Source organism: Thalassospira sp. SN3W, assembly GCF_038070535.1.
Lineage (GTDB): Bacteria > Pseudomonadota > Alphaproteobacteria > Rhodospirillales > Thalassospiraceae > Thalassospira > Thalassospira xiamenensis.
In genome coordinates this window covers 1,486,074-1,509,979 of the sequence record NZ_CP121124.1, presented here as the reverse complement: position 1 = coordinate 1,509,979, position 23,906 = coordinate 1,486,074, and the positions used below count along the sequence as shown (strand labels likewise).

Genomic DNA, 23,906 nt, shown 5'->3' with positions numbered 1-23,906 from the left:
TTTCAATTCTTTGTGCACCCTAACCGCACAGCACTATTACGCCAAGACACAAGATGGGGGCGCGCATGGGAAAGCATCAGAAATCGAAATGGATTGTCATCAGCCCTGACAGGTTGTTGTGTTCGGTCGCAAAGGTCAGTTTGCGCTGTACTTCGAGGCTCATCTGGCCGGGAATGCCACCCCAGTCATGGGTGATGCCGCCGCCCAGCTGTGAATAGGTACTGGTATTTTCACTTGTCACATAGGGGCTTAGAATACCGTAGCCATAGGGGAGTTCGGAACTGAGGCTGAGTTCCGAGCGAACACCTTCCAAGGGATCGGTATTGGGGGCAAATTCGCGGAATCCTTCGAGTGATAAACCGAAATTCCACGGGTCATAGGCATATTCGCTTCCGGCAAAGTAGCGGCGATTGGTGGATCGACCGTATCCCTGGTTCATCAGGGTGATGGTTTGATCCTGTCCGGCGAAGGGCACAAGGCGATGATCACCCAGCACGAGGTTGTAGCGGGCCTCGGCGGTGCTGTCGAAAAGCTGGGTCAGGGCGGTTCTGGCCGGGATCAGTGACCCGTCGGCACCGCGTGCGCTTTCAAATTCTTCGCGGGCGGTGATGATGTCGCCATCAAGGCTTACGGTGACGGGCAGGAAACCAAGGTCGTATTCGGTGCCAAAACCGATCGAGCTTGATAGTGTCGAACTTTCAAGATTTTCGGCGTAACTGAGATCATCCGGGCCGCCATCAATGGCGGACTGGGTGATGGTACTTGTGCCCATCCCCACACTGCCACGAATGTTAAGCCATTCGGTCATGCGCGACACGAAATAGGGGGAAAAGGTCACGTTGTTTTCCCGATACAGTACCTGACGGGCGGCGGCCTCGCTAAGCGTGCTGCCCCAGCCAACGCCAAGCCCGATGATCAGGCTGTCATCCACCAGATAATCGACCCCGGTATCGATTGAAATGACGTCGCCGCTGAGGTTCGGGTTATAGCCGGTCTCGGTAACCCTGTTTTCGATATCGGTCTGGCTGCCATGGACCCAAAGGCTGATCGGGGAGGCACCGCGGCGGGTCTGGTTGGGGAAGGTGCCATTTGCGGTATCGAAATCCAGTTTCTTGGCGATGGATGCCAGTGCCGAGCGCCCGCCAAAGGTTTCAATCGTGGTCGCATTCCCGGTGCCAAGCGCAAGGGCATTGGGCGGCTGTTCGGACGCGGGAACAGAATCGTCAAGAAACAGGGGGCCGATGGTGCTGCCCAGCAGGTCATTTTCCATCTTGTCATACAGGCGGTCGATATGGCGTTGCTGGTTGGCGGCGCGGTTCAGTGTTTCGCTGCGCAAAATCGGAGCGTCGGGGCGACCGGAGCCGTCATCTTCGGCATTGGCATTCGGGACGATTTCGTGACGCAGCAAAAGGCCAAGCATGGCAAGTGCCAGACATGCTGAGATAGCCAGTGAAATGTAGCTGCGCCTCTTCACGGTCAACCGGTACGCCTGTTTGATTCCGATGGGATCCTTGCAACCGTGTCGCAGAAAAATGGGGGTAATATGGTGAAAGACAGGCAATTCTGTCGTAATGCCGCATTCGCTTTTGTGCGATGGCATCGGATTTCGGCTTTTACGGATTGATAAAATCAGGCATTCCGGTATTGCGCCGTTTTTAAAGCCGCGCTAGAACCCTGTTCTGCCGGTTGGACACCAACCTTGTAAGCGCTTTGCGGGCGTGGCGAAATTGGTATACGCAGCGGACTTAAAATCCGCCGGTCCTTAAAGACCTTGCCGGTTCAAGTCCGGCCGCCCGCACCATATCCCCCAGTCACGATTGTTTGATCACCGTTTTTGGCGCGGAATTGCGCCATCAAATTACCTGTTTTGCAGATTAGGGATCAGGAACAAACGTAAGATGCATACGTTTGACCGGGACGAATGTCCCTAGCAACAGGAGAAAATGATGATCCATCTTCTTGCATTTGGCGTGATTGCAATTACCGCAATGGTTGTTGCCTGAGCCTGGATATTTCCAACCGTCTGGTTTCTGCCGTGATCTTTTTCCTGCAATCCATTGCGGGACATAAAGTGCTATGTGATCGTCATCATGGCGTTTCTGATTTACCGGATATAAATCAGAAACGCTTATGACCGATGACATGGCCTGAAAACGGGCAGCTTTCGGAGTGGTTGGGTGAACGATATCGATAGTGAAGACGAGGGCCCGCGCAAGAAAGAGCGGTTCGGCAAATATGTCGTACCCGAAGAGCGCGCGAACAATATCGTCAAGCTGCTTGACGAGTTCCTGCGCAAAGGTCCGCGCAAGGGCCTTAAATATTCCCGCTGGCAACAGATTGCCTGGTACGAGATTGTTGACGAACTCAAACGCGCCGAAGCCGCCCAGAAAAATCAGGATAGCCTTACAAAATCGGCGTTCCTCGCACTTGCTGTCGGGTTTGGTACTATCGGGTTCTGGGGGCTTGTCGTGTTGCTTGGGCAGAATTTCGGTATGATCGGCACGGTTCTGATCGTGATTGCCGGGCTGGTTGTCTGGCGAGCCTTGGCCAAGGCCAAGTGGTTCAGCTAGTGCTTTTGGTCAATAAACAGGTCTTGCGGCAAAGGGCAGATGGACGATGAACAAGGAAGCAGCAGAAACGCTTGCCATTCGGGCAATCGCGCATATTGCAGGTGATGACGAGTTGCTGGAGGGGCTTTTTGCGCAAACCGGTATGGGGCTTGATGACCTGAAAGCCGGGATTACCAGCAATGAAGTCCAACTGGGTGCGATTGACTTTTTAATGTCGCATGAGCCGTTTTTAGTGCGTTTTGCCGAAGATAGCGGTTATGCACCGGAAGACCCGGCGCGCGCGCAAGTCATTCTTTCGGGTGGGCCGATCTGGCAGGATTGATGCCTTCCGGTCGTGTTGTCGGACCGGATTCATATCATCACGACGGGGGCCGGGCCGATATCGGGCATCGGATCTGTTTTCATCAATCCAAAGATCACCGAATCCCGAATGCCGATATGGGTGTTCCAGGTCCCGCGAAGCAGACCTTCGCGGGTAAAGCCCAGTTTTTCAAATACCCGGATTGATGCAATGTTATCCGGATCTATATCGGCAAAAACGCGACGTGCGCTTGTCGTTTCAAACAGATACCCAACTGCATGGGACAGGGCACGGGCGGCATGGTTTTGCCCGCGTGCCGCAGGGGAAATCATGCAGGCAGCTTCCCATACGTCAGGATCATCGCCGGTATTATAAAGGGCGATGCGGCCAAGGGCCGGGCCATCGGGCGACGCAGCGACCACCCATGACGTTTTTTCAAAGCCGCTGTTCCAGTCTTTGAGCTTTGCGATGGTATCCGCGACCGATGCAAAGGCCGGTTCGGGAAGCCATGTGCAGCATTCCGGATCACCAAAAATAGCGTGGAGAGCCGCACCGTCAGCAACAGGATCAAGCGGACGCAGAAACATTCGGGTTGTCATCGTCAATCACATGGTCAGTTGCGGTTTTACCCAAGGAACGGGATCGGACCGCCGCCATAGCCATAGATCCACACCAGCAAACCGCCGCCCAGAAGGATGCGATAGATTGCGAACGGCGTGAAGGTGGAGCGTTTAAGCCAGCTCATCAGCATGGCAATGGCAATCAGGGCGGTAATGAAGGACAGGCCCGCCGCGAGAAGGACATCCATGGTCAGGGCCATGTCACCGGACTGTTGCAGGTCAATCCCCGCCAGAAGACCCGCGCCCAGAATAACCGGAATCGACAGCAGCATGGAAAACTGTGCGGCATCGGCGCGTTCATAGCCCATCAGGCGTGCGGCCGTCATGGTGATGCCCGAACGGCTGGTGCCGGGAATGAGGGCAATAACCTGTGCAAGGCCGATGAACAGCGCCCCGCCCCAACGCATATGTTCAAGCCGGTTGATCGTCATGCCGATCTTGTCGGCAATCCAAAGCACGATGCCAAATACAAGTGTGGTCCATGCAATGATTTCGACCGAGCGCATCTGTTCTTCGATCCCGGAGACCTTCAGATAGAATCCGACCGCGACAACCGGGATGGTGGCAAGGATGATGTGCAGGGCGAGTCGGGCCCCGGGGTTGATCCGACCGGACAAAAGGAAGAAGAATCCGCCGATCATCGCGAAAACATCGCGCCAGAAATAGATCAGGACGGCGGCCAGTGTACCGACATGAACGGCAACATCTACCAACAAACCCTGATCTGCTGCGCCTGTCAGGGCGGGGGTCAGGATCAGGTGACCCGATGAACTGATGGGCAGGAATTCCGTGATCCCCTGGATGACCGCCAGAAGAATTATATGTTGTAACGTCACCCCGGCCTCGATCGCTGTTATCGGCAAAAACTCACCGCTTATAGCAGCTTAGCGCAAACAGACGAAATGCATTAATAGTACCATTGTGGTACTAATGAAACTTTCTTTCAGCGCTTTAAATCCCGAAATTCCCGATATCCTGATTTTATTTGGGGACATAATGGTCAGCAATGTTGACCTATCATGCATTTTGTGCTGGATTCTTGCAAAACCGGCGCGTATACAAAAGCCAACCCGCAACATAAAACCCTTTTAGAGGGCCGCTATGACAGAAAAGATGCTGAAGTTTGTTCATCTTGAACAAAAATATCCGCACAAGAGAGAAGCATCCGAGCGTCGCACGGACTTCAATGAAATTTACGAAGGTTTCGAGACAGAAGCCGCGGCGGATCAGTCTGCGCGCTGCTCGCAATGTGGCGTGCCGTTCTGTCAGGCCCATTGTCCTTTGTATAATAACATCCCGGACTGGCTGCGCCTGACGACCGAAGGTCGCATGGAAGAAGCCTATGCCATTTCGGCGGCCACCAACAACATGCCCGAAGTGACCGGCCGCATCTGCCCGCAGGATCGCCTGTGCGAAGGCAATTGCGTGATCGAACAGTCAACGCATGGTGCGGTCACGATTGGGTCGGTCGAGAAATACATTACCGATACCGCCTTTGCGAATGGCTGGGTCAAGGCACCCAAGCCGACGCAGGAAAACGGCATGTCGGTCGGGATCATCGGTGGTGGCCCGGCAGGCATGGCGGCTGCGGAACAACTGCGCCTTAAAGGATATGAAGTCCATATCTATGACCGCTATGACCGCATGGGCGGGTTGCTGGTTTACGGGATTCCGGGTTTCAAGCTTGAAAAACATATCGTCGAACGCCGGGTGAAGCTGCTTGAAGAAGGTGGTGTCGTCATGCACACCGAATTCGAGGTTGGCCGCGACGCGACGCTTGATGAACTGCGCCGCAAACATGATAGCGTTCTGATCGCCACGGGTGTTTACAAGTCCCGCGATCTGAAGCTGCCCGGTGTTGGTCTTGGCAATATCTATCCGGCACTGGAATATCTGACCACGTCGAACCGCATCGGCCTTGGCGACACGGTTGCCGCCTATGACGATGGCACGCTGAATGCCAAAGATAAAAATGTTGTGGTTATTGGCGGTGGCGATACGGCCATGGACTGTGTTCGTACCGCGATCCGTCAGGGTGCGAAATCGGTCAAATGTCTTTATCGCCGTGACCGTGCGAATATGCCGGGGTCCCAGCGCGAAGTGGCCAATGCCGAGGAAGAAGGCGTTGAATTTGTCTGGCTGACCAACCCGGAAGCCTTTGTTGGCGACGACAAGGTGACCGGTGTACGTGCGGTCAAGATGCGCCTTGGTGCCCCGGATGCCGGTGGCCGCCAGAGCCCCGAACTGATCGAAGGGTCGAACTACACCATGGATGCCGACATGGTCATTCTGGCCCTTGGTTTCGAGCCGGAAGACTTGCCGACCCTGTTTGATGCGCCGGAACTGGGTGTGTCGCGCTGGGGCACGGTTAAAATCGATTTCCGTTCGATGATGACCAATCTGGATGGCGTTTTTGCCGCCGGTGATATTGCGCGCGGTGCGTCGCTGGTGGTTTGGGCCATCCGTGACGGTCGCGATGCGGCTGACCGGATCGATGAATATCTGCTGGCGCGCAAAGAAGCTGCTGCTTAAGCCCGCTGCCGCATTAGGAGAGAGAGTTATGAACAAGATTATTCATGACCGTGGCGCGCAAGAGATCGCCCGTTTTGAAAAGAATGCCGAACATCTGTCGGTGAACGGTATGTATGATCCGGCCGAAGAACACGCCAACTGTGGCGTGGGTCTTGTCGGTGCGATTGATGGCAAGCCGCGTCGCGAGGTGGTTGAAGCCGGTATCGAAGCGCTTAAGGCGATCTGGCACCGTGGTGCCGTTGATGCCGACGGCAAAACCGGCGATGGCGCAGGCATTCACCTGCAAATCCCGCAGGATTTCTTTAAGGCGTATCTGAAGGTTATCAATCAGGAAGCGCCGGAAAGCCTGATTGCGGTTGGTCAGGTATTCCTGCCGCGTATCGATATGTCGGCACAGGAACGGTGCCGTGCCATCGTTGAAACCGAAATCCTGAAACAGGGTTACGGCATTCTTGGCTGGCGTCAGGTTCCGGTGGATGTTTCGGTTATCGGTGAAAAAGCCAACCAGACGCGGCCTGAAATCGAACAGGTTCTGATCGGTGCGCGGGGTGACGTTGATGAAGACCAGTTCGAGGTCGATCTCTACACCATCCGTCGTCGTGTCGAGAAAGCGGTCCTGTCCGAAGCGATCAAGGATTTCTATATCTGTTCGATGTCGTGCCGTTCGATCATCTACAAGGGCATGTTCCTTGCCGAGCAGGTCGATATTTTCTATCCGGATTTGCGTGACGAGCGGTTCGTTTCGAACTTCTGCGTCTATCATCAGCGTTATTCGACCAACACCTTCCCGAGCTGGCCGTTGGCGCAGCCGTTCCGTGTTCTGGCCCATAACGGCGAGATCAACACGCTGCGCGGTAACGTCAACTGGATGAAAAGCCACGAAGCCCGCATGGCGCACGAGGCCTTTTCCGACACTATCGAAGATCTGAAACCGGTCATTCAGCCGGGGTCATCGGACTCGGCCGCCCTTGATGCCGTGTTCGAACTGATGGTGCGTGCCGGTCGTGACCTGCCGATGGTGAAAACCATGATGGTCCCCGAAGCATGGTCGAAAAAGGCATCGACGCCGGACAGCTATAAAAACCTTTATGCCTATTGCAACGCGGTGATGGAACCGTGGGACGGCCCGGCGGCACTGGCAGCTTATGGCGGCAAGTGGCTGATGGGTGGTACCGACCGCAATGGTCTTCGTCCGCTGCGTTATGCCGTCACGGGCAATGGTCTTCTGATCGCCGGTTCCGAAGCCGGTATGGTGCATATCGACGAGGAAAGCTGCCTTGAAAAAGGGCGGCTTGGCCCGGGGCAGATGATTGCCATCAACCTTGAGGAAGGCAAGCTGTACCATGACAGCGAGCTTAAGGATAAGCTTGCGAACCGTCGTGACTGGTCAAAATGGGTGGGTCGCACCAAGGTGCTTGATGACCTGATTTCGCCGGAGCACACTGAACCCGCGCGCCTCGGCAAGGAAGCGCTTCTGCGGTTGCAGAAGGCAATGGGTCTTACGCACGAAGACCTTGAACTGATCCTGCATCCGATGGGTGAAGACGGCAAGGAAGCCATTGGCTCGATGGGGGATGATACCCCGCTTGCGATCCTGTCGGATCGGTATCGCGGTTTGCATCACTTCTTCCGCCAGAACTTTTCGCAGGTGACCAACCCGCCGATTGACTCTTTGCGCGAAGCCCGCGTCATGAGCCTGAAAACGCGCCTTGGCAACCTTGGCAACATCCTTGACGAGGATGAAAGCCAGTGTGACCTGCTGCAGCTTGAAAGCCCGGTTCTGACCAATGCCGAGTATGACGCGATGCGCGGTTATATGGGCGATACGGCGGTCGAAATCGACACCACGTTCGACATCAATGGCGGCGCGTCAGCACTGCGCGATGCGATTACCCGCATCCAGCGCGAAGCCGAAGAAGCGGTTCGTGGTGGCGCGCTTCATATCATCCTGACCGACGAGGGCATTTCGGCCGAGCGTGCCGCAATCCCGATGGTTCTGGCGACGGGTGGTGTACACAGCTATCTCGTGAAAACGTCGCTGCGTACCTATATCTCGCTTAACGTCCGTTCGGCGGAATGCATGGATGTGCATTACTTTGCGGTTCTGATCGGTGTAGGTGCGACGACGGTGAACGCCTATCTGGCGCAGGAAGGTCTTCTGGACCGTTATGCGCGCGGGCTGTTCCCCAATGTCGGCAGCACGGCCGAAGTCATGCAGCGTTTCAAGGCGGCGATTGATGCCGGACTGCTCAAGATCATGTCCAAGATGGGCATTTCGATCATCAGTTCCTATCGCGGTGGCTATAACTTTGAAAGTATCGGCCTGTCGCGGTCGCTGGTGGCGGAATTCTTCCCCGGCATGCCGTCGCGCATTTCGGGTATCGGTCTTCAGGGTATCCAGCGTCGTTGCATTGCCCAGCACAAGGAAGCGTTTAACGGCAATGTCGTGACCCTTCCGGTCGGTGGCCTTTACAAATATCGTCGTTCGGGTGAACGCCATGTCTGGACCGGCCCGCTGATCCATACGTTGCAGTCATCCGTCACCACGGGGTCGTATAATACCTTCCGCAAGTTTTCGGAGGGGCTTCGTTCGCGTGAACCGCTTCATCTTCGTGATTTGCTTGATTTCCGTTCCGACCGCAAACCGGTTCGTCAGGAGCAGGTTGAAAGCATCACCGAAATCCGCAAACGGTTCGTCACCCCGGGCATGTCCCACGGTGCGCTTTCGACCGAGGCCCACGAGGCGCTTGCGATTGCGATGAACCGCATCGGTGCGAAATCGAACTCTGGCGAGGGCGGTGAATCGCGTGAACGTTTCCGGCCGCGTTCGAACGGGGATAACGCACGTTCATCAATCAAGCAGGTGGCATCGGGTCGTTTCGGTGTGACTGCCGAATATCTGAACAACTGTGAAGAAATCCAGATCAAGGTCGCCCAGGGTGCAAAACCGGGCGAAGGTGGTCAGCTTCCGGGCTTTAAGGTCACGGTGGAAATCGCACAGTTGCGTCATGCGACGCCGGGTGTGACCCTGATTTCGCCGCCGCCGCACCACGATATCTATTCCATCGAAGATCTGGCGCAGCTGATCTATGACCTGAAACAGATCAACCCGCGTTGCCGCGTTTGCGTCAAGCTGGTGTCGCGTTCGGGTGTCGGTACGATTGCGGCCGGTGTGGCAAAGGCAAAGGCCGACGTCATCCTGATTTCGGGATATGATGGCGGTACCGGTGCCAGCCCGCAGACCTCGATCAAATATGCCGGTATTCCTTGGGAAATGGGCCTTTCGGAAGTCAATCAGGTTCTGACGCTGAACAACCTGCGCAGCAAGGTGAAACTGCGTGTTGATGGCGGGTTCAAAACCGGCCGTGACGTGGTGATCGGTGCGATGCTGGGCGCGGAAGAATTCGGTATCGGCACCGCATCCCTGATTGCGCTTGGCTGCATCATGGTGCGTCAGTGCCATTCGAACACCTGCCCGGTTGGCGTTTGTACACAGGACCCGGCATTGCGTGCCAAGTTCGTCGGTACGGCGGACAAGCTGGTCAACCTGTTCACCTTCATGGCCGAAGAGGTCAAGGATATCCTGGCCGAGCTTGGCTATGACAACCTGCAGGAAATCATCGGCCGTTCGGACCTGTTGCAGCAGGTTCATCGCGGTGCGAAGGACCTTGTTGACCTTGACCTGAACCCGCTGCTTGCACAGGCCGATGCCGGTGATCACAAGCGTTACTGCACGATTGAAGGGCGCAACGAAGTGCCCGATACGCTTGACGCCCAGATGATCAAGGATGCGCGCGCATTGCTTGAAGACGGCGAAAAGATGCAGCTGCAATACAACATTCAGAACACGCAGCGTGCTATCGGGACGCGTATTTCGTCACTGATCACGCAGAAATATGGCATGACCGGCCTGAAACCGGGCCATCTGCATGTGCGTTTGCGCGGTTCTGCCGGTCAGTCACTGGGCGCGTTTGCGGTTCAGGGGCTGAAAATCGAAGTTCAGGGCGATGCCAACGATTATGTCGGCAAGGGTCTTTCGGGCGGTACCATCGTATTGCGCCCGCGGCCGTCAAGCCCGCTTAAGACCAACGAAAACACGATTATCGGCAACACCATCCTTTATGGTGCAACGGCGGGCAAGCTGTTTGCTGCCGGTCAGGCCGGGGAACGTTTCTGCGTTCGTAACTCGGGTGCTACGGTTGTGGTCGAAGGATGTGGTTCGAACGGTTGTGAATACATGACCGGCGGTACCGCCGTGATCCTTGGCGCGGTCGGTGAGAACTTTGGTGCTGGCATGACCGGCGGCATGGCGTTCATCTATGACGTCGAGGGCACCTTTGGGGATGTCGTCAATGATGGTTCCATCCTGTACCAGCGTATTGAAACCCAGCATTGGGACGAAGTCTGTCGTTCGCTGATTGAAGAGCATGTTGCGGAAACCGATAGCGGTTTTGCACGGACCATCCTTGACAATTGGGATCGCGAACGCGGTAATTTCTGGCAGATCGTGCCGAAAGAAATCGTCGACAAGCTGGAAAACCCCATTCGCTCGATGAGCGAAAACCAGGCAACTGCGTGAACCCTTTTTCACGCTTTTGCGCAAGCTCCCTTGTCCATACACCCGGACAAACAAACTGGCCCCGTACTTTGTACGGGGCTTCTTTTTTGCCGGTTATGGTCTTTATGGGGTGGTGCTTTCGCCGGGCGGCATCGATACTTATGTCAAAGCGAACATCTTTGCCATTCCGACAGGTGTTTCATGACCGTTACCGACATTGCCACGCGGACCTACAATCACAATTTCAAGCTTGATCCGATTATCCGCAGTCTTCTGGACACGGATTTTTACAAGCTTCTGATGTTGCAGGCGATCTGGCAGGAACACCCGGATGTGGACGTTACCTTTTCGCTGATCAATCGCAGCCATCATATAAGGCTTGGCGATATCATTGATGAAGATGAATTACGCGCGCAGCTTGACCATGCGCGCAGCCTGCGTTTTACCCGCCAGGAACTGATCTGGCTGGCGGGGGCGACATTTTACGGGCGCAACCATATGTTCAAGCCGGAATTTATCCGCTGGCTTGGCGATTTCCAATTGCCGGAATATGAATTGCGCAAGATCGACGGGCAGTTTGAGCTGCATTTTACGGGTCCATGGACGCATAGTTCGATGTGGGAAACACCGGCCCTTGCGATCATTACCGAATTGCGGTCGCGTGCTGTGTTGCGCAATCGCGGGCGGTTTGAACTTGATGTGCTGTATGCGCGCGCCAAGGCCAAGCTTTGGGAAAAGGTTGAACGGCTTCGCGATTTGCCAGACCTTGTTCTTGCCGATTTCGGTACCCGGCGGCGGCATGGTTTTTTGTGGCAGCGCTGGTGCGTCGAGGCCCTGAAAGAAGGGATCGGCAACCGGTTCATCGGCACGTCGAATGTGCTGCTGGCAATGACAGCCGATATCGAGGCGATTGGCACCAACGCCCATGAATTGCCGATGGTCGAAGCGGCGATTTCCAAAAATGATGACGAACTTGCGGCTTCGCCTTATCGGGTGCTGGAGCAATGGCGCCAGCATTACAGCGGCAATCTTCTGATCGCGTTGCCCGATACATATGGAACGGCGGCGTTCCTTGAAGGCGCGCCCGACTGGCTGGCGGACTGGACCGGATTTCGCCCCGACAGTGCGCCGCCGATTGAAGGCGGTGAACAGATCATTCGATGGTGGGAAAAGCACGGCAAGGACCCGCGCGAGAAGCTTCTGGTCTTTTCAGACAATCTCGACATTGATGCGATTATCGAAACCTATCTGCATTTCCATGGCCGGGTCCGTATGAGCTTTGGCTGGGGCACTAACCTGACCAATGATTTTCGCGGTTGTGATCCGGCGGGGGAACAAGGGCTTGAGCCGATGTCGCTGGTGTGCAAGGTGACAAGTGCCAATGGTCATCCGGCGGTCAAGCTTTCAGACAATCCGGAAAAGATTTCTGGCGATCCCAGGCAGGTCGAACGTTACATCCGGGTTTTTGGTCATCCCACAAGGCAAGGGTAGGCCAGGATAAGGCCTGATCAAAGGACAATGTTCAGATATGTCCCGCGCCGCGCATTGTGGTCAATCTGGTCGGCGGCGATCAGATTGCGCAGACGGGCAAGCTGGGCGGCGATGAAGCTGTCGGATGAAGGTTGATCCATGTTCGCGGCAACACGGCCGCGCGTACCCGAAGGCACGCCTTGCGGCATGGATCGGGCATCAAGAAGGCCCGTTTGTGTGGCGCTGCTGCCAATCCGGTTGGTTGCCATGAGTTTATCCGTTCTGAAACTGCAAAAACATTAGCATGATCAACGGGTTTTGTCATGACGTTGAAGCGGGTAGCGGGTGGGACCGCTGTGGACAGGGACGCACACAGAAAAAGGGGTGGTCAAAACCACCCAAGGAAGCTAACGAGAGGGAAAAATCACGCTAGAAGATTGACGCGGGTACCGCGTGCACCGCTGGTTTCAAGCGGCTGATGTTCCGTAACGATGGACCCGATAACCTGAGAAAGGCCCTGAGCCTTCTGGATGGAGGAGGTTGCAGCGGCGAGCGGTGCGGATACGCCATCTTTTCCGCCACCCGGCGTAATGGCGTCATTAACGGCTTGCGCTGCTGAACTTAGTCCTGAACCCACTGAACCGATCATTGTATCCTCGCCTCAAATTTCGTGAAGTTGTGATACCTGCATATCGAGATATCCTTGCTTCTGACTTAGAGATTAGGCTTCAATTAACACTTTTAAAGTGACAGCTGTCACAATGTGGCATTTGAACCCGATGACATTTTTGTGAGCCGTTTTATATCAATGGGTTATCTGTGGCTGGAATAATAAAATTTTTGCGTGCGGGGGGCTTGCCGTGCGGAAGACCAGAACATTGGATGAGCTTGAACGAATCGAACAAGGTTTCTAAAGACGCTGGCGTTCGGTTTTATGGGCCAGGGCCTCGTGAATGGCTTTTTGCAATTGGGCCGGGCGGAACGGCTTTTTGACAAAGATATAGTCGCCCAGCATCTTTTCCATTTCCTTGCGTGTGCGTGCCGGATAGCCGGACATGAAGACGACGGCCAGATCGGGATATTGACGTTGTGCCTCGATCGCAAGTTGCGGTCCGCTCAGTCCCGACATCACAACGTCGGTCAGAATGACATCAATGCGATCTGTTTTATGGGATTCGGTAATGATTTGCAGGGCTTCTTCGGCACTGCGGGCCACAAGGGCATCAAAGCCGGCATCTTCAAGGATGATCTTGGCGGTCGTGCGCAGGGATTGCTCATCATCAACAATCAGAACCCGTTCGCCATTGCCGGGAAAATAGTCGATTTCCTGCAAGGCGGATGCCTTGACCTTTCCGGCTTCGGAGCGCGGCAGATAGATCGAGAAGGTCGTGCCTTCGCCCTCGACGCTTTCGACATCGATAAAGCCGTTCGATTCTTCGACCCAGCTATGAACAATCGACAGTCCTAGCCCGGTGCCCTTGCCGGGTTCCTTGGTCGAGAAGAAGGGTTCGAAGATGTTGCCAAGAATGTCGGCAGGAATGCCGGTGCCGGTATCCTGAACTGTTACCACGACATAGTCGCCTGCGGCGGCCTTCGGGAAGATGTCATCTTCGTCATCGGGGGAGCGTTCATCCGCAGGCGGGACTGTCGCGCCATAGCAGGAAATCTGCAATGTGCCGCCATCGGGCATCGCATCACGGGCATTGATCGCAAGGTTCAGGATGCAGGCCGATAGCTGTGTCGGGTCAACCCGCGTATATAGCGGGGCATCATTGGCCCAGATTTGCAATTCAATACGGTGTTCCAGCAGCGTGATCAGCAGCTTTTCCATTTCGGTAATGGCTGTATCGACCTGAACGACGGTCGGCTGATCAATCCGGCGGCGCGAGAACATCAGAAGCTGATCGGCGACACTGGTGGCGCGTTCGCCAAGGGAAATCACATGGTCCAGATATTCCTTGACCCGTTCCGGATCATCAATTTTCGCGCGAGCTACTTCGGCAAAGCTTAGAATACCTGCAAGGCAATTGTTGAATTCATGCGCCACGCCGCCTGCCATCTGACCGACGGCTTCGAGTTTTTGTGACGTGGCGAGCTGACGTTGCAGGGCATGCTGTTCTTCGGTCGCGCGGTGCTGTGATGTGACGTCACTACCGGTGCCACGATACCCCTTGAACGAGCCATCAAGATCAAAAACCGGGACGCCATTGATGCGCCCGAAATGTTTTTGTCCGTCCCGCGACATCCAGGAAAATTCGAAATTCTGGAATGCAAGATGACTTTCGAGCCGTTTGACCAGACTGTTCCAGCTATGATCTGTTTCGGCTTTGAGGCCCAGTTTGTCAAAGGATTGACCCTGCGGGGAGCCGTTCAGTTCTTCGATCAGCTGATAGAATTTGTAGGATGCAAACGCGATTTTAAGGTCCGGCCCCATTTCCCAGTACCAGTCGGCGGACGACAGGGTAAAGTCGCGGAAACGTTCCTCGCTATCGCGAAGGGCCTCTTGGGCGATCTGGTGCTGGTTGGTGCGCCGCTCCAGGCTTTCGGCCATGGTGTTCAGGCCACGTTCAAGCGCGCCGATTTCGTCGCGACCAGCCGGTTTCAGTCGGGCACTGAGCTTTCCAAACTGGATTTCAGAAACAAATTGCGCGGCCGTGATAAGGCGACGGAGCACGGTTTGCTGCATAAACAGGAAAATCAGTCCCGACGTCATCAGAATGCACAGAACCGAGCCGATCAGCAGAACCGACTGCATCTGTCGCTGGCTTTGTTCCAGACCGAGGGTCGAGACCTTGAAATAAGCAAACATGAAGGGCTGGTTGGCATTCAGGCTGAACAGGGGTGTGATGCTGACCATGTTGCGGCCATCCGGGCCATCAGTGGTAAACAGCACCTGACTGCGCAAATCAGCAGAAAGCCGGTCTTTGGGGAAATCCGGTACAGAGGCAATATCGGATCCGATCAGCATCGGGTCCATCGCGTGATAGATCGTGCCATCAAAGCCTATGGCCATGGCTTCGCGAAGATGCGGTCCCAACAGCAGTTCAAGCTGCTTGGGATCGCTAATGACGGAAATCTTAAGCTGTTCATCCTGAATCAGGCGGCCGGGCGCACTGATCTGTTCGGCGATCCGCCGATCAATTTCTGCACCGAAATATTGAACATAGTAACCACCAAATAGGCCAAGCAGGATGGTTTCGACAATAACAATTGCGATCCCGATCTTGAAAACCAGACTGCCAAACAGGCGGTCAAAAAGCTTCTTCACGCCAACCTCTAAACCCTGGCCCAGCCTGATTGCCGGTGAATTCTGTTATTGGCTCTCAAGATAATACTGGGATGGATTGGTTGGTGCCGGTGTGGCATAGCTCCAAGCCGCCGGGATGACCTTGGGAACATTCTTGAAGTTCTTTGCCACCAGCCCTTTGCGATTGGGCGGCAAGGCAATTCCCATAACGTAAAACTGATTTGCGCTGATGTCGAGAATATCGCGCATAAGTTTATTCTGTTTTTCTGCATCTGCGGTGGCTTTCAACTGGTTATAGAGTTCCAGTTGACGGATAACCTCGGCCGGGGGCTCAACCGCGTCGGGATTTTCCGGGTCGGAATACCATTGTGCCCAACCGGTGGCGTACCAGGATGATTCACTGGATACCGGCAGGTAGTTGATCGGCAGAACCATGGCATCAAGCCCGCCATCACCGCCCCATGCGCTGGCATGGTGATTGTTTTTTTCACGCATATCGACAAATACATCACGCGATAAGTCGCGGGCCGTCACATCAAGTCCGACATCACGCCAGTAATCGATAACGGCAGAGAGCATTTCGAAGCGGGATGCGCCTTCGGTATCGATGGTAAAGGACAGCCTTTTGCCATCGGGACGCAGAAGGAAACCTTCGTCGTCTTTGCGTGTCAAACCGGCATTCGCCAGATGGCTTGCGGCAAGTACCGGATCATAGGTAATGAACTGGCGTGCGAGAACCGTGTGGTAAAGCGGGCTTTCGGGACGTGGTGCGGCCTGATGGGGCAGGGCACCGGGAACGAACCGGCCAATGATGCTGTCGCGGTCGATGGCATGCGACAGGGCCACGCGGAATTCCTTGTTCTGGAATATGTCGCGAAGCACCGGGTCCCTGTCGTTCAGATTAAGCGACAGGGTCAGGATATTCATGTCGCTTTCAATCAGCGTGAAGGATTGCAGATTGTTATTGGCCGCAAGAATTTCGTCCACGCGGCGGCCAATATGGCGTTCCTGCATATTGACCCTGCCTGTGATGGCGGTGTCACCGGCTTCATCTTTGCTGCCGACCAGATCAAAGGAAACCCGATCAATATAGGGTAACTGACGTCCGCCCGGATCGATTTTCCAATAAAACGGATTGCGAACCGCAACCAGCGGATCGTCTTTGCCATATGTCCCGGTCAGAATCCAGCCGTTCAGGGTCGGAACCTGCGGGTTCATCCAGCGGCTGGGATCGTCTATGGTGCCCGGCGTTCCGAACACCGAAAGGAAGCGATCTTTCCAATCCTTGAAGCCAAGCTTTTGCGCATCGGCATCTGCGTGCCTGTTATATTTCGGAAGCAGGGGCCTCAGGAAATGGGCGGGATAGCTTACCGGTTCGACACCTTCGGGCCGGGCAAGAAAGGTCGGAAACAGCCCATAGGGCGTGTCGAAGCGGAACGCGACCGTGGTTTCGTCGATTTTTTCAACATGCACCGGATTTCCGCCCGCGGTCAGCCATTCAGGCGTCGCATTGCCAAAAGCCGGATTGCGTAAAATGTCGTCGTACCAGAAGGATATATCCTCGGCGGTAAAAGGCGCACCATCTGACCAGCGCATGCCCGGACGCAACCGGAAGACAAATTCCGTGGCGTCACTGTTGGCCTGCATCGAAAGAGCAACGTTGGGAACCGTGTCTGTCCATTGCGGGGTCCAGCGCAGAAGCGGTTCATAGCCGATCGTCCTGATCAGAAGGGCGTGATCGCGTTCCGAATTTTGCGCCATCATCCAGGTGCCGCCATATTGGCCAAGCTTGTCAGTCGGGGTAACAATCATCGGGGTCTTGGGCAGGCGTTCTGCGGCCGGGGGCAATTTGCCGTTCGCCACCATCTCGGCAAGCATCGGCGCTTCGCCGAATTCGGCTGCATATGCATTATTCCGGGGCGCGGTCAAAACCACGGCCAGCAATAATACCAGCGATATAAAGCAACCCACTACCCTGTACACTTCGGGCTTCCCCTGAATTTCTTATGCTTATCGAAAGGTATCGATTATCCTACTCTTAGGTGGTGAATATCCTAAAGCCATTTCCGGGTAAAGTTCTGAAAGCGGATTCTCCCCTGATCTTTTAAAGATGCGCGAGCTGTTCGTTTTTACAACGCAAAGGCGGATAATTTTCCTATTTGCACCTTTTGGGATCGATAAACAACATATCGGTCCGCCGTGTTTTCGCTTGAACCAAGTGAAATGAAGCGATTGAAGGGCCCCGGTTACGCCAAGGTCAAGAGTTTTGACCTTGATCTGTGCCGGTTTCCCGACCATTTGGACAGGAATGATCTTTTGCCCCGATCAACGGCGAATTCGACTAAAGTTTAACACAACCTAATATGGGTACTGCCATCATATAAGTTTTCGGTGATCAATTTCGTTCTGGGCCGTTTCCTGGGGTATTTGACGTCAAAGACACCAATTGTGATTCTTCTTGCCAGAACGAGCGGATCGGAGAGACAATTTCTGAATGGCAAAAAAATCTGCATCATCCGGGCAGGCTTCTTCTGATCCGGGGTATCTGCCCGGGCCAAAGCCGTCGGCACCGATCCCGCGTTATCAGCCGGGATCATCGCCGGGCCGTCATCGCCCGAACGATGAGGGAGATGGTATTGATGCTGACAGTTTTTCTGTGGCCGGTATCGACGGGAAAATTGATCGTCGCAAGGCCAATATGGCAAACCGGATTGTCGATACCGATCCTGGACAGGCATTGCGTGTGATCAGAAATTGGTTGGCCCAGAACTGATGGTCGTTTCTGATCTTTGTTTCTGTTTCACTTTGCATTTCGGGCGGCACCTGTTTTAAGTCGTCGAACACACCGATGACAGGGGGCCAGCGTGACAGATTTCAATTCCTTGATAGAGCAGCAGTTCAGTGCTTTTGATCCGGACTATTCCGATAGAAAAGGTGCCTATGCCGACAAGCTTGCCCCGCTGGAAGAAAAACTGATTGCGGCCCAGCAGACCGGCAACAGCATGGCCGCGTCCGATCAGTATATGATCGAGTGCAAGTGGTTGCTGCTTTATACCGCTGACTGGGATGGGCTGGAAAAGAAGATAGCCCAGTTTGAAAAATCGCTGAAAAACAAGGATCAGGACTGGGCCGAGGAACAGGTGGCAAGCGATGGTTCGTGGGGACCATGCTATGACCAGTGGTTCCTGAAGGTGGATGCGATGATCGATGCGATCAACGCGCTGGCAGATGAGGGGATTGCACCGGATTATCCGCTGACTTTTCTGTCGCCGATTGCCAAACCCGCCGATCTTGTTGCCTGGCTGGACAGTCAGAAAACATCACGGATTTTTGCCGATGGTCTGGATCGCCGCGATGCATTGGGCGCGGTCAGTGCCGCCTTGTCGGAAATGTGCTTCAAAAGCGAAATCCGCGATTATTTCCGCCAGTATGTCAAAGGTTTCGATCTTAGCGACGATTATATCGCAGCTTATAAAAGCTGGCTGGATGATTGGCAGGACGCGCAATCGGGATATTGGGGCGGCTGGTTTGAAACAGATACGGGCGATATTCTGAAAAGCCCGGACCTTAGTCTGACGTTCCACAATATTTCGTATCAGCATGGCAAGGTCGGGCTTTGGCCCGCTATTTTCAAAACGACACTGGCGATCCGTGATGATGCCTATCCGTTTGGCTGGAAGCACAATGGTGACTTCAACAATCACAACAATTATGACGTTGCCAAAATCTTTGACCTTGGCTGGGCGGAAGTCGACAGCGATAGCCAGAAATTGGCATCAGCCGATATTTCCACGATCCTGGACTGGTGTCTGACCAAATCCATGACGCCGGATGGCGGGTTCATCGATGACCCGACTTTTTATAATTCGGTTGGGGCGGCGTATTATTATGGTGTGTCGTTCCTTGATCAGATTGGATATTTCGGCACCGATATTCCGTTCTGGACAGACCATGCCTTTGCCGATGGTCCTGCACTGTGCTGCAATATCCAGAAAAAGATGAAGGCCGAAAAACTCGATGATGACGAAGCGGAGGCGGCGATGGAGAAGCTGTTGGATGCCTGCGGAAACTGTGGCTAGGCAAGGCTGAATGCCGGGGTGGAACAAATTCGTATCCCCCCTTGGCGAAATGCATCGGTCGCTACCCATATATATGTTTTATGGCGGCAACAAATCGATGAGGGACCAGAATGTCTGAGCGTAGCGATATTGACATTGCATTCTTGCGTCAGCGACTTGAAGATCGGCGCGCGGATATAAGTGCCCATTCAAATCATTCGGAAGATTATCGAAAGCCGGTCGAGCTTGATCAACAGGCCGTCGGCCGCCTGTCACGGATGGATGCGCTTCAGGATCAGCAAATGCATCTGGAACAGGAGCGCCGTCGTGCCGCTGAACTTGATCGCATCGAAAAGACGCTGGCCCGGATCGAGCATGCCGATTACGGCTTCTGCCACAATTGTGGCGAAGAAATCGAGAAGAAGCGTCTGGAATTTGACCCGACCACACCGCTTTGCGTTGATTGCGCTGCCCATGTCAAACACAGTTAGGGACGGATTGATCAAACCGGTCAGACCGAATTAACGTATCTTTTATATGGCAGATCAAAGGGCGAAACACGTTGCACCCAAATCATCGATCAGGTGGGGCGCGGTTGCAGTATGCATTCTGATCGCGGTGTTTCTGTTTGTGACGCCCAACGATCATGCCTCCGCACAGCAAAACAGTTGTGCGGTTGCGCGTGCGCCTGTTGCAAGCCTGTCATTTATCAATCAGGACCCGATGCTGGATCGTCATCGGTCTGTGCGCTGGCTTAACAACCGGGCCAATCAGGGAAGTCGTTATCTGGTGACCGGCTTGACCGAATATGAACTTCAGGCGCGGTTTGACATGCGCCTTGAGCCGGTCGAGGTCGGCGTTGGGGCATTCTGTCTGTATCCGATCCGGATTAACCCCGAGGTCGAAGTGATCAAGCATCTGGTGTATGTCGCATCCGAGCTAGAGCGTGGCACATGTGAATATGACGTGGTCTATGCCCATGAAGGGCAGCACGTGCAGATCAATCAGCATATGGAACAGGATATCCAGCGGGAACTTGATGCCATGGTCTCCGAAATCATGGCGGACTTTGCCGCCATGCGACCGGTTGGTGCGGGCGAGGTGCAACGCCTGCAACGGCGGTTACTGAACCAGTATGGACAGGATTTCAAACGCCGTTTGCGCACCATCGATCTTGCGCGGCGCGAAGACCATCGCGCGATAGATACCCCGGATGAATATGAACGGCTATCGAAGGCGTGCGGGCCAAATTCGGCATTCCAGACAACATTGCCCGATGCAATGCGCTGACGGATTTTGCACAATCTGATCAGGCTGCTTCGTGATCAAGTCCGGCGACGACCTGAAGTGCTTTGACATCAAGATCGAATTCCGAACGGCAGCGCGGGTTTAGATGACCGTTTCGGCGAAATTCGGCGATGATCCTGCTGGCGGTTTCGGTGGTGATACCCAACATTGCGCCAATATCTTCCCGTCCGGGCAGAACGCAACTGTCATCCGCATGATCACATAGATAAAGGCACAGCCGTGCAACCCGTTCCCGGGCAGATCCGGTCGACATCTGGGTCAACCAGTTATCTGATTCCATTACCGCCTGATGCCAGCGTGTGAGCAACTGTTTGTGTAAATGGGGGCTTTCGCGATCAAGTTTTTCAACAACCGCAACCGGAATCCGGCATAACGCGCTGTCCTGAAGGGCTTCGGCGTGATGGGCAAAGCTGTCGCTGACGAGGGCTTCAAGGCCGATTGTGCCACCGGGGCGGACGAGGCGCACAACCCGTTGTGAACCATCGGCCAGATAATGCGTCAATTTGATCAGACCGCTGCGCAAGGTGAACAGCGCGTTTGCAGTGTCCCCGGCATTGTAAAGGATCGCGCGTTTGGCAATTGCCATGTCCTCAATCGGCAGATGAACCAGTTTGAAATCGTCATCCGTCAGATCGTTGAAAAGCGCAAGTTGCCGGACGCCGCATCGGCGGCAGCGCAACATGTCGGGCATGGTTGGTTGCGGCGCGGAGTAATTCACAAAACCCCCTGACGGAACGGGACAGATGCAGGATCGGTCGCCGCAGGCTGTTAAATGGAAGCACTCTAAATCTTTGAGCAATCTATCCTATTGGTTTGTAAATTCAACCTAATAGCGATCAAAAGGTGAAAAACATCACAATAGTACGACTTTTTCGGGCGTGCCGTCAGGCGGTGCTGTCCAGGGTGACAAGGCCCTTTTCTATCGCATAACGCACGAGGCCGGCGGAGCTGTCGATGTCGAGCTTGCGCTTGATGTTGCGGCGATGGGTTTCCACGGTACGCACACTGATATCAAGTTCGCGGGCGACATGTTTGTTGCTGGCACCTTTGGCCAGAAGCCGCAAGACGGTGCGTTCCCGTGTGGTCAGCGGCATGCCATCGTCAGGCACGCCTTCGGTGTTGCTGATGCGATCAAATGTCGGACTGTAAGCTTCGCCGCCATTTGCAATTGCCTCGATCGCGCGCACCATGTCGTTTGACGATACATCTTTCAGTATAAAGCCGCGCGCACCTGCCAGTCGGGCAGTACGAAGATATTCCGGATTCTCATGCATGGTCAGGATGATGACCTTGATATCGGGCATGGTTTCGCGGAATTTTTCGGCGGCTTCCAGCCCGTTCATGACCGGCATCGAGATATCCATCAGAACGATGTCGGGTTTGACATTTCCGGCCAGCGACAGGGCTTCCATGCCGTTTCCAGCCTCGCCGACGATATCGATATGGTCATAGCATTCAAGACGCGAACGAATGCCATCCATGACCAGCGCATGGTCGTCGCACAGCAAAACACGAATGGGACGGTTGGGCGAATAGGGGGTATTTGCGCTGCTCATGGTCAATTCAGTTCTCTGTCACATTGCTGAAACATCTGGGCCGAAACATCTGTTGCCACCTTAGCCGCTGATGACGGTGACGGGTAGATCATTATCACGCGAAACCGGAATATAGGCAGTTATGGTTGTTCCATCGTCCGGTTCGGATTTGACGGTCATGCCCCCACCATGGAATTCCATGCGTTCGCGCATATTGCGAAGGCCGATCCCCGCACGCGGATCACGGTTGCGAATATACCGATTGGTTTCAAATCCGACACCGTTATCGATGATTTTCATCACGACACTTTGACCTTCGCGGCGGATCGTGACCTTGATATGCGTGGCATCGGCGTGACGTTCGATATTGGTCAGGGTTTCCTGCAAGACGCGATAGAGCGTCGTTTTCTTTGCGATATCGAGAACCACATCGATATTGTCCGATTTGACATCAATCTGCATGTCGGACCGGTCTGCCAGTTCCTTGCACATGCTTTCAATCGCCGGGCGCAGGCCAAGATCATCAAGCACGGCCGGACGCAGGTCGCGCGATATGCGACGGACTTCGTGGATGGCATCCTGCAATCGCTTGGCGGCCTTTTCCATAGGTTCGGTTGCTGCATTCTTTTCCGGTCCCAGGCGTGCGATTGCGGTTTCGACCGAATATTTGACGGAAACAAGAATCTGGCTGATGCCGTCATGCAATTCGCGCGACACCCGCAAACGCTCCTGTTCCTGAACATCAACAACCCGATGGGTCAGTTCCTTTAGCTTCGAATCAGCAAGTTTGCGTTCCGAAAGGGTGACGACGGTGCCCGAAATGCCGACCAGCAAAACCGCCAGAATGGTGATGCCGACAATCGATATTGTCGTGTCACGGATGTGGGATGATACCTCGGTCTCGATTTCCTTCACCTGTTCGGAAATGTCATCGATATAAATCCCGGTACCGATCATCCAGCCCCATTTTTCAAGCATCAGGGAATAGGCGATTTTCTCGGCGGGTTCGCCGGTTGACGGTTTTTCCCAGACATGGCGCAGGAAACCACCACCTTTTTCGGCATTGAAAATCAGCGCCTGAATGACGGAATTTCCGTTCAGATCGCGCAGGTTCCAATATGTGCGCCCCAGACGCCATGGCTGTGGCGGGTCGACAAGGGCCGTACCATCACGGTCATAGATAAAGAAATAGCCATCCTCGCCATAGGACAGGTCTTCGATGATGCTTTTGACCCGTTCCTTGGAAACGGCATCCAGCGGGCTTGCTACCGAATAAATGTGATCTATCGAAGCAAGGGCGAGTTCAAGATAGCTTTTAAGCTCTTCCTTGCGGGCTTCGAGAATATTGCGTTCGAACGTTCTGATTTCTGCTTCGGCCAGTCGTTCGGCCTGTGCAAATACCAGATACGATATTGCCGCGGCGGCCAGAACCAGTGGCAGGATCGACAGCAGCAAAAACTTTAGTCGAAGATTGATTTTCCGCATGGGCACAACAGTCTCGGATACAGGAAGAATTTTCGGGCCGGACAATATCACAAAAGCACCAAAAGTCTGCGCCTGATAACAGGTTTTGAACCTTTGGGTTGCATTAGGCGCGGGCGCGATTTTCCACATGGTGAAAAGACACTGGCTGCGATAAAGTGAAATTGGTATTACCAATTTCGAAGATCATGCTTTGACAGAGGCAGCGCATTGCGCATATATCAG

General features: G+C 54.4%; 19 protein-coding genes and 1 tRNA gene. 10 read left to right on the top strand and 10 right to left on the bottom strand.

Features of this window, described 5'->3' with window-relative positions; translation table 11 throughout:
• Nucleotides 1-76: 76 nt before the first annotated feature.
• Nucleotides 77-1,474, bottom strand: a complete 1,398-nt coding sequence (locus P8T57_RS06760) for a hypothetical protein (RefSeq protein WP_341364967.1) — start codon at nt 1,472-1,474, stop codon at nt 77-79.
• A gap of 238 nt (nt 1,475-1,712) precedes the next feature.
• On the opposite strand from P8T57_RS06760, the gene P8T57_RS06755 reads away from it, so the two are divergent.
• The 3 genes from P8T57_RS06755 (at nt 1,713) to P8T57_RS06745 (ending at nt 2,892) form a co-directional block, all read left to right on the top strand.
• Nucleotides 1,713-1,801: transfer RNA gene (locus tag P8T57_RS06755), tRNA-Leu, on the top strand.
• 376 nt (nt 1,802-2,177) lie between these two features.
• On the top strand, nt 2,178-2,570 hold the full coding sequence (locus tag P8T57_RS06750; RefSeq protein ID WP_007091677.1) for a hypothetical protein: 393 nt from the start codon (nt 2,178-2,180) through the stop codon (nt 2,568-2,570).
• Between the two features lie 46 nt (nt 2,571-2,616).
• The gene (locus P8T57_RS06745; RefSeq protein WP_037987034.1) at nt 2,617-2,892 is read left to right on the top strand and encodes a DUF3572 domain-containing protein; all 276 of its coding nucleotides are present in this window, start codon (nt 2,617-2,619) and stop codon (nt 2,890-2,892) included.
• A gap of 29 nt (nt 2,893-2,921) precedes the next feature.
• Here the strand turns inward: P8T57_RS06745 and P8T57_RS06740 are convergent, their stop codons facing one another.
• Nucleotides 2,922-3,458, bottom strand: a complete 537-nt coding sequence (locus P8T57_RS06740) for a GNAT family N-acetyltransferase (protein ID WP_037987036.1) — start codon at nt 3,456-3,458, stop codon at nt 2,922-2,924.
• 38 nt (nt 3,459-3,496) lie between these two features.
• A complete protein-coding gene (locus P8T57_RS06735) occupies nt 3,497-4,327 on the bottom strand; it encodes an undecaprenyl-diphosphate phosphatase (protein ID WP_037987449.1) in 831 nt (276 codons plus the stop codon).
• A gap of 265 nt (nt 4,328-4,592) precedes the next feature.
• Between P8T57_RS06735 and P8T57_RS06730 the strand changes: the two genes are divergently transcribed.
• From P8T57_RS06730 to pncB, 3 genes are all read left to right on the top strand, one after another.
• Nucleotides 4,593-6,023 (top strand): NAD(P)-dependent oxidoreductase, encoded by a 1,431-nt coding sequence (locus tag P8T57_RS06730; RefSeq protein WP_007091673.1) that lies wholly within the window; start codon nt 4,593-4,595, stop codon nt 6,021-6,023.
• Between the two features lie 28 nt (nt 6,024-6,051).
• Nucleotides 6,052-10,602, top strand: coding sequence for a glutamate synthase large subunit (gltB, locus tag P8T57_RS06725; RefSeq protein WP_037987038.1), 4,551 nt, complete (start codon nt 6,052-6,054; stop codon nt 10,600-10,602).
• Between the two features lie 180 nt (nt 10,603-10,782).
• Nucleotides 10,783-12,072 (top strand): nicotinate phosphoribosyltransferase, encoded by a 1,290-nt coding sequence (pncB, locus tag P8T57_RS06720; RefSeq protein ID WP_341364966.1) that lies wholly within the window; start codon nt 10,783-10,785, stop codon nt 12,070-12,072.
• A 17-nt stretch (nt 12,073-12,089) separates the two neighbouring features.
• Here the strand turns inward: pncB and P8T57_RS06715 are convergent, their stop codons facing one another.
• From P8T57_RS06715 to P8T57_RS06700, 4 genes are all read right to left on the bottom strand, one after another.
• Nucleotides 12,090-12,320, bottom strand: a complete 231-nt coding sequence (locus P8T57_RS06715) for a hypothetical protein (RefSeq protein ID WP_007091670.1) — start codon at nt 12,318-12,320, stop codon at nt 12,090-12,092.
• A gap of 155 nt (nt 12,321-12,475) precedes the next feature.
• Nucleotides 12,476-12,700 carry a hypothetical protein gene (locus P8T57_RS06710; RefSeq protein ID WP_341364965.1) on the bottom strand — a complete coding sequence of 75 codons (225 nt, stop codon included), beginning with the start codon at nt 12,698-12,700 and terminating at the stop codon, nt 12,476-12,478.
• 261 nt (nt 12,701-12,961) lie between these two features.
• Nucleotides 12,962-15,319: an ATP-binding protein gene (locus P8T57_RS06705; RefSeq protein ID WP_341364964.1), complete on the bottom strand. Its 2,358-nt coding sequence runs from the start codon at nt 15,317-15,319 to the stop codon at nt 12,962-12,964.
• A gap of 45 nt (nt 15,320-15,364) precedes the next feature.
• A complete protein-coding gene (locus P8T57_RS06700; protein WP_341364963.1) occupies nt 15,365-17,281 on the bottom strand; it encodes an ABC transporter substrate-binding protein in 1,917 nt (638 codons plus the stop codon).
• A gap of 511 nt (nt 17,282-17,792) precedes the next feature.
• Here P8T57_RS06700 and P8T57_RS06695 point away from each other — a divergent pair.
• The 4 genes from P8T57_RS06695 to P8T57_RS06680 all read left to right on the top strand — a co-directional run bounded on the left by P8T57_RS06695 (nt 17,793) and on the right by P8T57_RS06680 (nt 20,646).
• Nucleotides 17,793-18,071 (top strand): hypothetical protein, encoded by a 279-nt coding sequence (locus tag P8T57_RS06695; protein WP_341364962.1) that lies wholly within the window; start codon nt 17,793-17,795, stop codon nt 18,069-18,071.
• A 91-nt stretch (nt 18,072-18,162) separates the two neighbouring features.
• The gene (locus P8T57_RS06690) at nt 18,163-19,377 is read left to right on the top strand and encodes a hypothetical protein (protein ID WP_341364961.1); all 1,215 of its coding nucleotides are present in this window, start codon (nt 18,163-18,165) and stop codon (nt 19,375-19,377) included.
• Nucleotides 19,378-19,487: 110 nt separating this feature from the next.
• Nucleotides 19,488-19,847, top strand: a complete 360-nt coding sequence (locus P8T57_RS06685) for a TraR/DksA family transcriptional regulator (RefSeq protein ID WP_007091665.1) — start codon at nt 19,488-19,490, stop codon at nt 19,845-19,847.
• Nucleotides 19,848-19,893: 46 nt separating this feature from the next.
• Nucleotides 19,894-20,646 carry a hypothetical protein gene (locus tag P8T57_RS06680; RefSeq protein WP_341364960.1) on the top strand — a complete coding sequence of 251 codons (753 nt, stop codon included), beginning with the start codon at nt 19,894-19,896 and terminating at the stop codon, nt 20,644-20,646.
• Nucleotides 20,647-20,665: 19 nt separating this feature from the next.
• Here the strand turns inward: P8T57_RS06680 and P8T57_RS06675 are convergent, their stop codons facing one another.
• The 3 genes from P8T57_RS06675 to P8T57_RS06665 form a co-directional block, all read right to left on the bottom strand.
• Nucleotides 20,666-21,382, bottom strand: coding sequence for a Crp/Fnr family transcriptional regulator (locus tag P8T57_RS06675; protein WP_341364959.1), 717 nt, complete (start codon nt 21,380-21,382; stop codon nt 20,666-20,668).
• Between the two features lie 166 nt (nt 21,383-21,548).
• The gene (locus P8T57_RS06670) at nt 21,549-22,220 is read right to left on the bottom strand and encodes a response regulator transcription factor (protein ID WP_007091662.1); all 672 of its coding nucleotides are present in this window, start codon (nt 22,218-22,220) and stop codon (nt 21,549-21,551) included.
• Nucleotides 22,221-22,280: 60 nt separating this feature from the next.
• The gene (locus P8T57_RS06665; RefSeq protein ID WP_037987450.1) at nt 22,281-23,684 is read right to left on the bottom strand and encodes a cache domain-containing protein; all 1,404 of its coding nucleotides are present in this window, start codon (nt 23,682-23,684) and stop codon (nt 22,281-22,283) included.
• Nucleotides 23,685-23,906: the final 222 nt, after the last annotated feature.

Excerpts from the sequence above, each read along its gene's own strand:
- P8T57_RS06715 (WP_007091670.1), bottom strand. The coding sequence starts at position 12,320 with ATGGCAACCAACCGGATTGGCAGCAGCGCCACACAAACGGGCCTTCTT.
- P8T57_RS06695 (WP_341364962.1), top strand. The coding sequence starts at position 17,793 with ATGGCAAAAAAATCTGCATCATCCGGGCAGGCTTCTTCTGATCCGGGG.
- P8T57_RS06670 (WP_007091662.1), bottom strand. The coding sequence starts at position 22,220 with ATGAGCAGCGCAAATACCCCCTATTCGCCCAACCGTCCCATTCGTGTT.
- P8T57_RS06745 (WP_037987034.1), top strand. The coding sequence starts at position 2,617 with ATGAACAAGGAAGCAGCAGAAACGCTTGCCATTCGGGCAATCGCGCAT.
- P8T57_RS06730 (WP_007091673.1), top strand. The coding sequence starts at position 4,593 with ATGACAGAAAAGATGCTGAAGTTTGTTCATCTTGAACAAAAATATCCG.
- pncB (WP_341364966.1), top strand. The coding sequence starts at position 10,783 with ATGACCGTTACCGACATTGCCACGCGGACCTACAATCACAATTTCAAG.
- P8T57_RS06740 (WP_037987036.1), bottom strand. The coding sequence starts at position 3,458 with ATGTTTCTGCGTCCGCTTGATCCTGTTGCTGACGGTGCGGCTCTCCAC.
- P8T57_RS06685 (WP_007091665.1), top strand. The coding sequence starts at position 19,488 with ATGTCTGAGCGTAGCGATATTGACATTGCATTCTTGCGTCAGCGACTT.
- P8T57_RS06710 (WP_341364965.1), bottom strand. The coding sequence starts at position 12,700 with ATGATCGGTTCAGTGGGTTCAGGACTAAGTTCAGCAGCGCAAGCCGTT.
- P8T57_RS06680 (WP_341364960.1), top strand. The coding sequence starts at position 19,894 with ATGGCAGATCAAAGGGCGAAACACGTTGCACCCAAATCATCGATCAGG.
- P8T57_RS06665 (WP_037987450.1), bottom strand. The coding sequence starts at position 23,684 with ATGCGGAAAATCAATCTTCGACTAAAGTTTTTGCTGCTGTCGATCCTG.
- gltB (WP_037987038.1), top strand. The coding sequence starts at position 6,052 with ATGAACAAGATTATTCATGACCGTGGCGCGCAAGAGATCGCCCGTTTT.